The sequence below is a fragment of the Granulicella rosea genome, assembly GCF_900188085.1.
In the GTDB taxonomy this organism is placed as follows: Bacteria; Acidobacteriota; Terriglobia; order Terriglobales; family Acidobacteriaceae; genus Edaphobacter; species Edaphobacter rosea.
Genome location: NZ_FZOU01000020.1, coordinates 1 through 13,726 on the forward strand (window position 1 = coordinate 1; position 13,726 = coordinate 13,726).

Consider the following 13,726-nt stretch of genomic DNA (forward strand, 5'->3'; position numbering starts at 1 on the left):
GATGGCCGGGAGATCGAGGTCAGCCTGCAGGAGGTTCGCCAGCTCGGAGAACAGGACTCAGACTTCCGTAGAAGCATCGTCACATCGACTGAAACATTGAACACGATCGTTGATGCGTCTATCCGCGAGTTGCACAAGCTCCGAGCCGCAAGTGATGACGACCGGATGAAAATCATCGCATCGGCTCTCAACTTCGAACATTGCCGCCAGATCGTCGAGGCGTATCGATCGAGAGGCCAGCGGGCCGACTACGTCCATTCAAAGGAGGACGGGAACGCAAACGAACTGGTCATGAAGCGGTTGAAAGCTCACGAGCTAGATCGTCCAGGTCAGAAAGCTTGGCGAAGGCTTCGATCATCCCTATCTCGCCGTCGCTGCAGTGTTCAGCGTCTTCAGTAATCTTTCCCCCTTCGTGCAGTTTGTTGGCCGGATCATGCGGGTTATCAAACACAACGCCATTGGCCACCCTCTGAACAATGGCGTGGTCGTCTTTCACGCCGGTGCCAACATCGCGCAGCGATGGGAAGATTTCCAGTCGTACAGCGAGGCAGACCGCGAGTTTTTCGATCAGCTTCTTCCATTGGAAGGGCTCGATTTCGAGGATGCCGGCGAGCTTGAAATCGTACCTGGACCGCGTATCTACGAACCTGGAGACCAGGTGGACGTTCGTAGCCAGACTGACGTTCGTCTGCAGGAAATTCCACTTCTGCAAGATGACCCAGCTGCAATGGCGGCTTTGAAGCTGCTTCAAAGCAAGGGATACACGACAGAGCAAGTGACAGAAGCGCTGGAATCTCTTCAGCCTGTGCCAGTCACGAAGGCTCGGGTCCGTCAGGCTAAACGAGCCGGACTCGACACACGGATCAAAACGGCAGCGGCCCGCGTCCTTGCTGAATACAGCATCAACCCCGAAGGCCAGACGCTCGATAAAAAGCGGCTCGGCCGGTCGAACCTAATCGTCATGAAGTCTGCGATCGATCGAATCGTCAATGAGACGATTGGCCGCAATGCCGGTGAACGCAGTGAATTCACCCGTCAACAGCTGGACGAGATTGATGCGAAGTTCGCAGAGATCGTGGCGCGGGCGGTTGCGGAGGTCATAGATGGCAACTAAGTCACTCGTCATTCGCGTTGAGATCGACCAAGCCAAACACTCGCACGATTGTCAGGCAAACAACCGTCATCGCATCAAAATGGGAGATTCGAGGCTGAAAGTTCGCAACGGTCGCAGTTGGGATCATTACTGCATCGCATGCGCGGTCACGATCGTTCAGCGGGATCTTGGTAAACTTCACCACCTAGAACGGCAGCTCGACCTTTAACGCCTTTCTGCAGCGCTGGGAGATACGTCGCGCTTATTTCCCTTGATACGACGGCGGGCGATCCGCGTCCGCTACGTCACTCAAGCTGCAAGCCGGGTTGCGACTGAAATGCTCAGGATGGGCAGCCTCGCCGTTTTTCCCAATGTTGAAGATTTTTACGGGGTTGTCGCATTCCACGCAGCGGCCTCTTTTCTCCCCCAATGCGAGCGCGTCACCAACGCTTACTTCGCGCCAGCCAAACACTCGTTCATCCAAGCTGTTGCGATGCCAGCTCTGTATCTTCACTCGATCCGTTCGCGCCATCCCCTAAAGATATCGCTCCGCCCATGTCTCCGAATGGGTCACAAAGGGTAAGTTTCTAGCCGATCACTCCCCTGCTTTGTTTTCGCCTAATCCGGGCTGCTAATGTATATGATAAAGGACGTTATCATATATATAAGGAGGGCTGGTGGCCACTATCAAAGAACTGCAGACCTGGGTGAAGAGCGAGCATGGATTGTCCCGAAATCCTGCTGGATCGCTCATGCCAAAGAGTTGAACGACATCCCTCGGCTTCGTTCTGCGCCGAATCGGCGCGGCGTGGATCGTGTCTATCCTTGTCCGGCTGACAAGCTGCCGGCGATCGTCGCGGCCTTCGGACATTTTGGGATGCTTTCTAAATGACCGAGGGTATGGTCAGCGTTCTCTCGTTGCCAGCCAGACCCGCGTCCCGTCATCCCCCCGCGCTCTTCCAGAACGTACCTCATGGCGGCCAACGCTTCTGGGAGTTCTTCACCGTCAATATTCGCAACCCGAATACCCGGCGCGCCTACTTCAAAGCCGTCGAAGGCTTCGCCGCCTGGTGTGAGGAGAGAGGTCTGGGCGATCTGGCCGGGGTGACGCCGATGCACGTCGCCGCCTACGTCGAGCAGCTCGGCCGCACTCACTCGAAGCCGACCGTCAAACAGCATCTCGCCGCGATCCGGATGCTCTTCGACTGGCTGGTGACCGGACACATCATGGAGACCAACCCGGCCCATGCGGTACGGGGACCGAAGCACAGCGTCCGGAAGGGCAAAACTTCCGTTCTTTCGGCCGACGAGATGCGGGAGTTGCTGGCCGCGATCGACACCACTTCCCTGCTCGGACTTCGCGATCGGGCCTTGATCGCCCTCATGGGGTACACCTTCGCCCGCGTCGGCGCGGCCACCGGCATGAAGGTGGAGGACTTCTATGTGCAGAAGCGCCGCGGCTGGGTGCGGCTGCACGAGAAAGGCGGCAAGGTGACCGACCTTCCCTGCCATCACAATCTGGACCAGTATTTAGAGGAGTGGATTGCGGCGTCAGGGCTCGGCTCCGAACCCGAGGCTCCGCTCTTTCCTACCCTCCGCTATGGCCGACTGACCGATCGCACTTCCCTGCCCCAGGCCAACGTACATATGATGATTCAGCGGCGGGCACGAGCTGCAGGGCTCAAAACCAGGATCAGCGCTCACAGCTTCCGAGCCACTGGCATCACCACCTACCTGCAGAATGGCGGCAAGCTGGAGATCGCCCAGCAGATGGCCGGCCATGAGTCAGCCCGGACCACCGGTCTTTATGACCGGCGCAACGATGAGGTCGCGCTTGATGAGATAGAACGGATTGCGTACTAACATTCAGTTACGCTCACTTAGAAATGATTCATCAACCTCAGAAGGCTTTGCATGAAATGGTTTTTTCGCTGTGTCGCTTCGTTTGCCGGCTGGCTTCTAGCCATGTGGAAACAGCAAGAGCTACTAAGGATGGGGTACGCCCTCTACAGGGTCGCTCTCGGGACCTGGGGCGTCGGAAAACTCCTGTCCTTCCTATACAAAAGCTTTTGGAAACGACTAGACCGCTAATGCTCTGCAGATCATACAGTTAGCCACATGCTCCTGCATTTCCTTATTGTTTTCGCGCTCTGCCTCTCCCAACGCCCTAATCATGTCAGAGATGGCTTTGTCTGGCTCAGAACCGATCAAGAAATCTAATGCATCCTCTGGGTTATCGGGTTCACGCTTTGCTGTTCGGAGAACACGTTGGTCATCTTGAAGGTTCTTCCGTACAGCTTTTAGTTCTTGTAAACGTTCACAAGTCATAAGAATCCTCTACCTATATCTACGAAGTTCGCTACCGTTTGGCTAGGCAGCGTACACACCTTGATACGTCGTGACGCATTTACGCCATAACGCTTTGGCGTTGTGGCATCATGACGTCATGAAGTCAATTGCATTTCTCAGCCAAAAAGGCGGCAGCGGCAAGACGACGCTTGCAGTCCACACGGCCGTTGCAGCCCAGGAGGCTCGGGAAAAGGTGTTCTTGATCGATACGGACCCTCAGAAGTCCGCAACGGTCTGGGGCGACGCTCGGGAAGCCGAGACGCCGGTGGTCGTCACCATCTCTGCCAGCGAGCTTGATAAGGTTCTGAAAGCTGGGGCTGAGGACAAGATGACCCTGGCGATCATCGACACCGCTCCACACACCGCACCTGATGCCGCCCGAATCGCGAAGTCTGTCGATTTGGTCGTGATTCCCTGCCGCCCGACGGCTTTTGACTTGGCTGCTGTCAGCAATGCAGTCGAAATTATTCGCGCAGCTAAGAAGAAGGCTGTCCTGGTTCTCTCAGCTTGCCCGTTCCGCTCCCCTGAGATCGCCGAGACCAGGGCCGTACTAGAGCAGTACGGGTTGCCGGTATGTCCCTCTGACATCACTGATCGCCGAGCTTTCGCCCGAGCCGTGGCAACCGGCCGAGCCGTCACGGAGTTCGAAGCAGACGGCAAAGCAGCACAAGAAATTCAAGAACTTTGGAAATGGCTAAAGGAGCAGCTGAGATGAGCGCAAAAGTCACAGGACTGGCAGCATTCACAAAGCGCGGAGCAGTTCAACCAGAGATTTCCGCCGCCACCGAAGATCAGGATTCAGGTACAGGACGTCAAAGGGCGAAAAAAGAGGTCGTGGCCCTGACAGTGCGTCTGCAACGTTCTGAATGGGAACGGCTTCACCAGCTGGCCGTTTCTGAAGGGATGAGTATCCAGTCGCTTGCGGTTAGAGGACTCAACCGCGTTTTTACTGACAAGGGCCTGCCAAAGCTGGCCGAGTAGTACGGCGTCGTGACGCATTGACGTCAATACGCCACGACGCTGTTCAGGGAGCACCCCACGAATGCCGCGAAAGATAAAGGAAGACGCTCTAAAGGGTAGCTACGCGGACAAGCTGATTGACGCAGCTGTCGACATCCGCATGAGCCCAGAGGCAGTCGAGCGTTCCTACATGGCACGCCAGCTTGTCCAGTGCACCCTCCCGCACTCCGACCCAGGCGATGTCTCTGTGTGGGCTCGCACGAACGGACATCTCACGCTGGCCATCCGTCCTTATGTCGATCTCAAGACACGCAAGCCGCTTTACCCTTACGGCTCTATACCTCGGCTCCTTCTCTTTTGGCTCGTCACTGAGGCCACACAGAAGAAGAGCCGGCGCATACGGCTCGGGAACAGCCTAGACTCCTTCATGCGAGAGATCGGCTTAAACCCGCGAACCGGGGGAGGGAAGCGCGGAGATGCCGCCAGGCTTCATTCGCAGATGGAGCGCCTGTTCCGGGCCATCGTCACGTTCGAGGATAAGCGTGAGTGGAGCAAGAGTTACGTCGACATGCAGATCGCACCTCGTGGAACCCTTTGGTGGGACCCGGCGCGGTCGCAGCAGGATAACCTTTGGGAGAGTTGGGTCGAGCTCGGAGAGGACTTCTATGCCGCCATCACCGCAGCTCCGGTGCCTGTCGACATGCGAGCTCTTCGAGCTTTGAAGCGTTCTCCCCTGGCTCTCGACCTGTACGCTTGGCTGGCCCATACCGCGTTCAGCGCCAACAAAAAGCGCGAACCCCGAATCGTTCCTTGGGAAGGGCTGCACGGGCAAATGGGCGCGGAGTACGCGGAGCTCCGACAATTCCGGGCGAAGGTATTGCTTGCTCTTAAGAAGATCCAACTCGTCTACCCAGCGCTCAAGCTAGAAACAACAACCTCAGCCCTGATCGTGCATCCCTCGCCAACGGCAATTGCAGCTAAGTCTTGAGTTTTCCTATCTTTGCTACGGTGAAACGGTGACGCTAAAACATTGACAATCTTTGGTTTGCTACGGTGAAACGGTGACGGCACTACGGTGAAACGGTGACGCTTATACGGTGAAACGGTGACGCTTTTTCGCTGCTTAAAGGAAGCCTGTAGTTAAGCCTTTAGTCTTTGCCTCTAGTTTTTCTTAATCCTGTAGTCGGTGATGCCGAGATGTGGATTAGCAACGGCAACGACAACAGCACAAACCAAAGCTGCCTGATGGATTTGACGGTCACAAAAGGGTGACCCTTGGAACGCCCAGAACGCGTTCCACAAATCGCACAGGCACGACGACGACAATCCCCAATGAAGGACAATCAAGACGCCGGAGGCCATGCGGAGTTTGGTTTCGGATCACGCACATGAAAAACAGTTCCGACCCCCAAACCCGGCAGAGAACGCATGCAGAACGGATGCTGGCACGTGCCGAACGACGTAGCCGGCAGGCATCGAAGCTGGTCGAGAAATGGAAGAGCAGGCTCGCGGAGTTGGACCGGGAAGGTGTCGCCGCGAAGCAGGCGAAGCTCTTTGCCGACGATCGGCCGTGGCAGGGAAGTGATGGGGATTCACAGCTGGCGAACACTCAGCTTTGATCGTCCAGCTTCAATATAGAACCAGCAGGAGCGATGGTTTGGACGATGGGAGCGGCAACGTCGAGCACGATGCGGAGATGCAGTCGGTCGTCGTGTCGTCCACCTGCTGCAGCACTCGCGCTGACGAATTTGCCATCGAGTTTCCGAGCGTCGAGCGCATCGGCAATTGCACGCAAACCTGTCGCCAGATCGCCGCGCAACGCATCGGAAATGGTATCCGGAAGGAACAGAGAAGTATCTCGCATCCATTCACCTCCGGCCCGAATTCATTTCCTCGATATCGCGGTGGACGATCTCTTTGCTTGCCCGATCACGCTGTTCCGCATCTCCCTTGATGTCTTTGCCCCCATGCTCTGAGAGAACCTGGACAACATCCATCCGATGATTTGCGGATGCTCGCTCAAGTGGACTGTCCCCATACAGGTTGACGGCATTCACGTCAGCTCCTTTGCCGATCAGGTAACCCACCAGCTCCGTCCTCCCAGCTCCAGCAGCAAAGTGAAGTGGGGTGTTTCCTTCCCGATCCCTTGCGTCAATCGGAACTCCTCGCTGTAGGAGTCCGCGCACCACCCGATCTTCTCCCTCTCCCGCCGCGTAGACGAGGAGTTCCGGGGCGCGAGGGCTGGCAGCCATCTTGCCAACAAAGATCACGTTCCAAAACCCTTGCGGCAGTGAAAGAAGACCCAGGGCCAAGACAGCTGAGCCGAGAGTAATCCAGCTCCGATTGCGTACAACTTTTCGCTTCGCTTTCCACACAATAACTGTGCACGCGGACACAAGCAGCCAAACAAATAGAGCGAGGGGAAACAGGAACAACAAAGCTCCCGGACCATGCGCAAGAGAGAACCCAATCATCTGCGGGCCGTACTGCCAAGTAAGCGAAGTCATCTCCCAGATCAGGCGTCCAGCCAGGATGACCGAGCCGAGCATGAGAACAAAACCAATGGCCAGCATCATCAGAGGTAAGGTTTTGGGAGCGGCAGGCTGCTGGAGGTTTGTTGCTTCGGGCATGACTGTCATTGTTTCCGACATCATCCAGACAACGCAATTTGTTTGCGCCGGCTCACCTAAAATGGGGAAGTGATGATCGCTCAAACCAGCAACGAGAACGGAGTGCAGACCGACGGGTTTGCGATCGTCGAAGATGTTCTCTCGCGTGAGAAAGTGGACGATCTCCTGCACGCTCTTCAGCGCATCGGCGACACCGGATCGGTGCGGAAGCGTGGCGGAATCTTCGCCGTCCGCAATCTCCTGGACGTGTCGGCCGAGGTGAGGGAACTGGCAGATTCCGATGCTGTCCGAGCGCTGATCGAACCTATTCTCGGAGCTCATTTCTTTCCCGTCCGAGGCATTCTGTTCGACAAGATTCCAGACGCAAACTGGAAGGTTCCGTGGCATCAGGACGTAACGATTGCGGTGCGGGAACGTGTCGAAGTTGATGGTTTTGGACCGTGGTCGATGAAGGCGGATGTCCTCCACGTCCAGCCTCCGGCAGCGATCCTAGAGCACATGCTCACGGTGCGATTGCATCTCGATCCCTGTGGTGAAGAGAACGGCGCTTTGCGTGTTCTGCCTGGATCGCACACGCGCGGGAAGATCCCCGAGGAGGAGATTCCGGCTCTCCGCGTGAGCTTGCCAGAGGAGGTCTGCGCGGTCGGACTTGGAGGAGCGTTGCTGATGCGGCCTCTCCTGCTCCATGCGTCGAGCCCTGCGCGCGTCCCAGGGCATCGCCGTGTCGTCCATCTGGACTTTGCCTCCGTCGCCCTCCCAGCAGGTCTCCAGTGGCTCTCTGAGGCCCCCTAGCTTCGAGCTAGAAGGCCTGCGCTGCTTTGCAGCGGAAGAAGTAATGACACAACACCCCCAAAGGGTTGCTGTGGAGCAACTTGCCGTTTGCCAACGTAAACGCGCTTCGAATCAGCCACTTAGCTTGCCCACGTAAACGCGACCGCAGAACTGGACGGCTTGCGTAAACGAATTCTCCACTCTGGCGTAAACGCATTGATTCTAAAAGGGAGAGTCGCGAAGATCCGTTTACAGGCTTGACGGCTCACAGAGTTCCGCCTTACGGTGTCTCGAAGGCGGTACCTCTTGAGCACTCCCCGCACAGGCCCTGTTTCAAGCTCCCAGACGCTCCCCGACCCAGAAGCTCGTAACCTCCCCCGCGCCAAAACAGTAGCCACCCGGCTCTCTCCCGAGGAGCTGGACGAGATCGAGTCCGCCGCCAAACGCTCCGGCAAGCAGCTCGCCGCATGGCTCCGCGACGTTGCGCTTGAGGCGGCGCGGCCGACTCCGGACACCAGCGAGTTGCTCCTGGCCGAGGTCGCAGCGACACGTTTCATGCTCCTGAATCTGTTCCACGCGAGCGCGACGGCGACCCAGGACGGCGCTCATCTGACACCCGAAACCGCGCTTAGCACCTGCGTAGATGATGTTCGTGGACGAGTACACGTTTGGCCGAAGCTCTTGCCGGCAGAGCATATAGGCCAACTGATGTTCTCCAAACTTGCGGTCCATCGTCCCCACGGGCCAATCCTCTGTCCATCGTTGGATTTCCACTGGCGGAGAACCGTCGAGAACGGAATACGTGCGCGGGCCATTAAGCGTGAATCCCTCCTGGAACACAAGAGCGTGGTTCAGGAAAGTTGCTTGTTCCAAAAGGCGATCCAACCGTGTGACATCTTTCAGGTTTGCATCGAGGAGGAGCACTGCTGACTTGGACTCATTTGCGCCTTGCGGATCGAGATTGACTGATTGGATTCTGAAGAGCAGCGTCCCGCCCGGACCGGCTTCTGCCTCTCCATCAGCCACCATTTCACCGTATCCATCAGCCAAGTATGGAACGTCCCTGCTCGCCGCAATAGTTCCGTGCAGATCGAAGATCAGGATGCGGGCCAGTCCATCGACTTTGCGGTCGCGTGACTGACGACAGTTTGGGCTGGTATTGAATCCAACAGCGACCCTATCGTTATTCAACCAAACCACGAATCGATAGCCAATGATCTGACCGGCACACTTGTCCGCGCCTGCTTGAAAGAAGCCGGCAGGCAAACCATGGGAAGACAGAGAAACGCGGACATCGGGTGGCGCCCCGATGTCCGCCTGTGCTTTCGAGCACCCCAGGAAAAGCCCACTCATTAGCACTGCGCTACAGATTGTCACAGCCAACTTCTTGTGATCGGTCACAATTCGCCCATCTTTCTCAAGCGTTCAATGATGATCGGGATTCTGCGTTGGCTAATAGAATCGCCCGGAACATATCCCGGTAGCGCCTCCATGAACCGCTCGTTTCGTAAAAGCGTGCCGGTTGCTTCCCCTAGATACTTGCGGAGATCGCCAGGGGCTCCGGCAAGCTCTTCGAGCAACTGCTCTCTTCCCTCGACAACGGCGATGAAGTCTTCCAGGTCGTGGCTCATGTAGTAGTCGTTTTCGCCACGATCGTAAAACGCCTCCATCTTGGTTCCAAGAAAGAAGGGGGCGGTAATCAACCGGATCACCTTGCCGCTGGGCAAGGACTCCAGCGTCGCTGTCTGGATTGCCCCTCCATACCAACGGTTCGAGAAGCCGAGTGCGTCTTTTTGGGTCGACATCACATCGAGCATCAGGCCGCCGTGGAGAAAACGGCAAAGCGGAGCATCGGGGCGGGTGTCGTTATCAAAGCCAATGTCTCGTAGTCGATCACAGAAAGCCGAGTAATCGGCGTAGTCCGCCGCAACGATCACGTCCACATCGTATGTGGATCGAATCGGAGCGGAGCCCTGATCGGTCACGATAAGATCGAGCGTCGATCCTCCCACGAAGACGACCTCAGGCAGCAGATGCTTTAACTTCGCAGCCGCTTCCTCCAGCAGTGGCAGATTGCTAGCCATTTTCCAGTAACCTCTTGCTCATCATCTCTAGAGCAATCTTTCGCTCGCGGACTCGTCCATCCCGCAGCGCGTCGACAAGGCTAAGGAGCTCATAAAGCGCAGGGTCTGCTAGAGCCGCCTCGGCGGCATGTTTATAGAGTGGCTCAAAGGAATAACCGCGCATCTTCCCCAACACATAAGGCCACACAGGCACTTCAGCTCCGCTATCGTGAATGACACTTCGCAATGGCTCGGCTGCAAAAGAAGTCGCCACCCCCCTGGTCAGCTCTCCCCGTACCGCCGGATACACGTACCTCATGCCATGCCCCAAGAGCTCCAGGAGTGCTGACCGGTTTACCTTTTTGGGCCCATCGTGCTGCATCAGGCCAGATACCCGCGCCCTCTTAATGGCCCCGTGCACCTCCGAACTGGCGACATGAAGGTCGGAAGCAAGTTTCTGGAATGACGACTCTGCAGCTCCTGGAAGCGTCAGTTTCAGCAGTACCGCAATGTCGAAAGGGCGAAGCATGAAAATATCCTCTTCATTCTTAATTCTTGAATCAAGAATAAAGAGCGAGCTATTCTGATGCAAATACTGTAAGGGATGTCCACCCTCGTCCAGCTGCGTTGTGTAGAGCGCGGTCTATCGTGATATAGTAAAGACGAACTGCGACGCGAGCACCATGCTCTTCTACCCTTGCCTGGCGAGGGGCGGCTACGCAGGGAATAACCAGATTGCCTGGTTCCCCTGTACGTCTTGAGAAGAATCAGAAATGTTCGTTGCGCCTTCTGTGACGCCGGTAACTACGGTAAGCGGAGGGAGATGCGCCCAAGGTCACCTAATAGTGCCCTTAGCACCTCGGTTATGACGCCAACCGCGCAACCGAGGTTCCCGCCAGCCGGGAGTGAATGCCTCAGTTGCCTTCACGATGCTAAGGAGCAACAAAATGATCACTTATTCAGATGAAAGCGTTCTTCCCCGTCCAGTCGAGGCATTGCCGGACTACGCCAATGCCCGTTCTCGCCAAACCCTTGTCGAGAAACTGAAAGCGGCTTTCCGTCTATCAGACGAAGCTGCGACCACCATTGCCAATGCCGTTGTCGATCCCGCCGAAGTTCGTAAGACTATCGGCGAACCGTCGGATCCTGGAGTCGAGGAAATTTCCGTTCCAGGCGGCACCTTGCTTGGCATCCGCACCTCCGTGTGGGCCCGCAAGGCAATTCCCGATCCACGCAATCCGCGCATTCTGCCGGCGCGGCGTCATCCGTTCGCCGTTGATCCCGGCACCGGCAGCGAGGAGTCGAAGTTCCGGCCAATTCCGGAGCCGAAACCGCGAGACGCCGGTCACCCGGAAGAACCCGAGCTATGCGTCGAGATCGAGAGCCAGCACCAGCTTGTATGGGCTTCACAGCAAGCTTCGAAGTACGTTCTGGCCGACAATGATTGGCGTACGTCGATTGCGTCCCAAGGCGTCATGGAGGCCGTGTGGTTGGTTGCGACCACATACGATCACCAGGATGGCATGGGAGCCGTAACCACGCTTACAACGGTGGAAGGGTCGTCTCGTCTGACGGCCGTTCATAGCCTGCTGAAAGTTCGCTCGGCCGACGTTCCGTACGAGGACCAGGACGCCAAGCTGAGAACGCTCTATCGCAAGCTGAGCGAACGGTTTGAAGCTGGCGGTGCGACCGGGGAGGATCAGATCGCGTTGCGTTGTGAACGCATACCGGCCCTGATCCTGGTTGGCTTTCGCCGTCATGGTGCAAGCACGACTGGCTTTGCTACGGCCGTGAAGTCGATGGTCGCGCTCCGCCACGTCGATCCACCCAAACCTTGGGGGGAAGGGCCAGAAAACGAGTCACTTGCGGACGAGGTATTGGACGAGCTTTACCGGCAAGGGCTCATCTCTGCCACCAAGCGAGATTATTTTGCTGGCTCATGCACGCGAGCGGAAGCGAAGGCTGCCCATCTGTCCGATGATCCCGCGATCCGGGCGGCTCAGATCACCGAGCTGTTCCTTACGCGGGATCCTCAAACGGTCCAGGCGATTCGTATCGCTGTCACCAGCCAGTCGACGCGTAAGCGCATTACGCCTAAGCTGATGAACGAGCTAGCCACCGCACTAATCTTGCGAGCGGTTGCGGATGATCCGTCCAAAACGGATCAAATCCGCCGCTACCTCAAACATGCGTACGGCAAGGCCGCCCACCGCGAGAAGTGGTCTGGAACCGACCGTACGACGGAGCAGCTCGCCGAGGAGGCGATGAAGGAAGTACACCAGTCTTACGCCAGCTCGAACATTACCGAGCCAGGTTCGGCTTCGCTGGAACTTGGTGTTCGAGCCGCTTATCCGCTCATCGTGTCAGGCCGGCTAAACGCCGACCGGGGCACCAACAACAATGCCCAGCCTGATCGTAGAACTCCGGGCGAAGTGCTCGATGTCATGCGGCAGCGGCCCCAGGGCATATTGCAGTTGGCGCAGGCTTTGAAGGACTTCGCTGCAGGCCGACCGATCCGGGCGGTCGACGATAAAGGCGAAGTGAGGCAGTTGGCGGATAAATCCGGCGACCAGACCGTCAACGATATTTTTCTGCGAGAGGAATACCCGCCAGCCGGAAAGGCGCGTGCGGCGCGAGCTGGGGAGACTGCAACAGACCGCTTCCATAATCGGGTGAACGATTTCGCTCGGGCTATGGAGCAGCTGACCGTTGCATTCCAGGCTGTTTCCGCTGTGGTCGGCGACGATGGCCGTCCGCTTGTTGAAACGGCCGGCGTTGACCGCAAGCAATGCAGTGCATGGCGGAGCGAGCTTGACCAGATCGACGAAGAACTCGTTATTTGGGGGCGGACCTTCCAGCGCATGTACCAGGCAGCTACGCCTCCGGATCGCGGTCAATTCGACGACGATAACGACCAGCCGGAGCCCGATGCGGACGTGTATGCCGACGCTGAGGATTGGGAAACTGAAGCAGCCGCAGCAAGCAGCAACTAACCAGTCAAGCGCTCCCGGGCCACACGGGCAGGGAGCGCTTGCCCTTTCCTAAGCAGAGATTCTAAAGGACCGATCAATGGACAGTAACGCATACCAAACACGTCAGCCGGACATCCTCGAAAACGCCCTTATCCGCACACCGCAGAAAGAAGCGTTCGCCGCTCTGGTCAATTTCGCCCACGAAGAAACTGCCGAACGCGAAGTTGGCATTGTTCTACCTGTTGGCTGCGGCAAATCCGGCTGCATCACCATTACGCCTTTTGCTTTCAAGGCTAAACGCACCCTGGTCATCGCGCCGGGACTTTCAATCGCTTCCCAGCTGCGTGACGATTTCGACCCTGCCCTGCCCACCATGTTCTACACAAAGTGCCGTATTTTAGATGGCGAACCGTTTCCGGAGCCGGTTGAGATTCGTGGGACGTCGACCAACGCCGCAGACCTTGAAGAAGCCGATGTCGTCATCACCAACATCGGCCAGCTGCAGGGTGCCGCTAACCGGTGGCTTCAAAACCTTCCCTATGATTTCTTCGACCTAATCGTGTTCGATGAGGGGCATCACAACGTCGCCGCCAGCTGGGACACGCTTCGGTCTAAGTTTCCCGCTGCGAAGATCGTCAATTTCAGCGCGACCCCGGCAAGGGCGGATGGAAAGCTCATGGCGGGCAGGATCATCTACTCCTATCCCATCTTCCGCGCGATCCAGGAAGGCTATGTAAAACGCCTCAAGGCCATCGTTCTTAATCCGCAGACCCTTCGCTACGTACGCCGTGACGATGGCCGGGAGATCGAGGTCAGCCTGCAGGAGGTTCGCCAGCTCGGAGAACAGGACTCAGACTTCCGTAGAAGCATCGTCACATCGACTGAAAC

General features: G+C 57.1%; 17 protein-coding genes. 13 read left to right on the forward strand and 4 right to left on the reverse strand.

Annotated features, from left to right (window positions below; all coding sequences use genetic code 11):
* From CHB87_RS22500 to CHB87_RS21640, 8 genes are all read left to right on the forward strand, one after another.
* The coding region (locus tag CHB87_RS22500; RefSeq protein WP_217897091.1) for a hypothetical protein at positions 1–399 on the forward strand (399 nt) is incomplete at its 5' end.
* Positions 400–412: 13 nt separating this feature from the next.
* Positions 413–1,114 (forward strand): hypothetical protein, encoded by a 702-nt coding sequence (locus CHB87_RS22505; RefSeq protein WP_217897092.1) that lies wholly within the window; start codon positions 413–415, stop codon positions 1,112–1,114.
* Complete coding sequence (locus CHB87_RS22095; protein WP_142988483.1) at positions 1,104–1,322, forward strand: hypothetical protein; 219 nt, start codon at positions 1,104–1,106, stop codon at positions 1,320–1,322. Before CHB87_RS22505 ends, CHB87_RS22095 begins: the two co-directional genes overlap by 11 nt.
* 659 nt (positions 1,323–1,981) lie before the next feature.
* Entirely contained in the window at positions 1,982–2,956 is a 975-nt protein-coding gene (locus tag CHB87_RS21620) for a tyrosine-type recombinase/integrase (protein ID WP_089410539.1), read from the forward strand.
* A 535-nt stretch (positions 2,957–3,491) separates the two neighbouring features.
* Positions 3,492–4,157, forward strand: coding sequence for a ParA family partition ATPase (gene parA, locus CHB87_RS21625; RefSeq protein ID WP_217897093.1), 666 nt, complete (start codon positions 3,492–3,494; stop codon positions 4,155–4,157).
* Positions 4,154–4,423, forward strand: coding sequence for a hypothetical protein (locus tag CHB87_RS21630; protein ID WP_089410540.1), 270 nt, complete (start codon positions 4,154–4,156; stop codon positions 4,421–4,423). The genes parA and CHB87_RS21630 overlap by 4 nt, the downstream gene beginning before the upstream one ends.
* Positions 4,424–4,484: 61 nt before the next feature.
* On the forward strand, positions 4,485–5,390 hold the full coding sequence (locus CHB87_RS21635; RefSeq protein WP_089410541.1) for a replication protein RepA: 906 nt from the start codon (positions 4,485–4,487) through the stop codon (positions 5,388–5,390).
* 400 nt (positions 5,391–5,790) lie between these two features.
* Complete coding sequence (locus CHB87_RS21640; protein ID WP_142988485.1) at positions 5,791–6,021, forward strand: hypothetical protein; 231 nt, start codon at positions 5,791–5,793, stop codon at positions 6,019–6,021.
* Here CHB87_RS21640 and CHB87_RS21645 read toward each other — a convergent pair.
* Complete coding sequence (locus CHB87_RS21645) at positions 6,012–6,266, reverse strand: hypothetical protein (RefSeq protein WP_089410543.1); 255 nt, start codon at positions 6,264–6,266, stop codon at positions 6,012–6,014. The two genes, CHB87_RS21640 and CHB87_RS21645, sit on opposite strands and share 10 nt — an antisense overlap.
* A gap of 4 nt (positions 6,267–6,270) precedes the next feature.
* The gene (locus CHB87_RS21650; protein ID WP_142988486.1) at positions 6,271–7,116 is read right to left on the reverse strand and encodes an ankyrin repeat domain-containing protein; all 846 of its coding nucleotides are present in this window, start codon (positions 7,114–7,116) and stop codon (positions 6,271–6,273) included.
* On the opposite strand from CHB87_RS21650, the gene CHB87_RS21655 reads away from it, so the two are divergent.
* The 3 genes from CHB87_RS21655 (at position 7,105) to CHB87_RS22985 (ending at position 8,940) form a co-directional block, all read left to right on the forward strand.
* The gene (locus CHB87_RS21655) at positions 7,105–7,824 is read left to right on the forward strand and encodes a phytanoyl-CoA dioxygenase family protein (RefSeq protein ID WP_089410545.1); all 720 of its coding nucleotides are present in this window, start codon (positions 7,105–7,107) and stop codon (positions 7,822–7,824) included. The genes CHB87_RS21650 and CHB87_RS21655 overlap by 12 nt on opposite strands.
* Positions 7,825–8,088: 264 nt before the next feature.
* A complete protein-coding gene (locus tag CHB87_RS22980) occupies positions 8,089–8,733 on the forward strand; it encodes a plasmid mobilization protein (protein WP_425432498.1) in 645 nt (214 codons plus the stop codon).
* A 39-nt stretch (positions 8,734–8,772) separates the two neighbouring features.
* A complete protein-coding gene (locus CHB87_RS22985) occupies positions 8,773–8,940 on the forward strand; it encodes a hypothetical protein (protein ID WP_425432499.1) in 168 nt (55 codons plus the stop codon).
* Between the two features lie 260 nt (positions 8,941–9,200).
* Here CHB87_RS22985 and CHB87_RS21665 read toward each other — a convergent pair whose 3' ends face one another.
* Together CHB87_RS21665 and CHB87_RS21670 are read right to left on the reverse strand one after the other, a co-directional pair.
* Complete coding sequence (locus CHB87_RS21665) at positions 9,201–9,887, reverse strand: hypothetical protein (RefSeq protein WP_089410547.1); 687 nt, start codon at positions 9,885–9,887, stop codon at positions 9,201–9,203.
* Complete coding sequence (locus CHB87_RS21670; protein WP_245818181.1) at positions 9,880–10,458, reverse strand: hypothetical protein; 579 nt, start codon at positions 10,456–10,458, stop codon at positions 9,880–9,882. The genes CHB87_RS21665 and CHB87_RS21670 overlap by 8 nt, the downstream gene beginning before the upstream one ends.
* 355 nt (positions 10,459–10,813) lie before the next feature.
* Here CHB87_RS21670 and CHB87_RS21675 point away from each other — a divergent pair, with 355 nt between their 5' ends.
* Positions 10,814–12,859, forward strand: a complete 2,046-nt coding sequence (locus CHB87_RS21675; protein WP_217897094.1) for a hypothetical protein — start codon at positions 10,814–10,816, stop codon at positions 12,857–12,859.
* 76 nt (positions 12,860–12,935) lie between these two features.
* On the forward strand, positions 12,936–13,726 hold a 791-nt coding region (locus tag CHB87_RS21680), incomplete at its 3' end, for a DEAD/DEAH box helicase family protein (protein WP_142988487.1).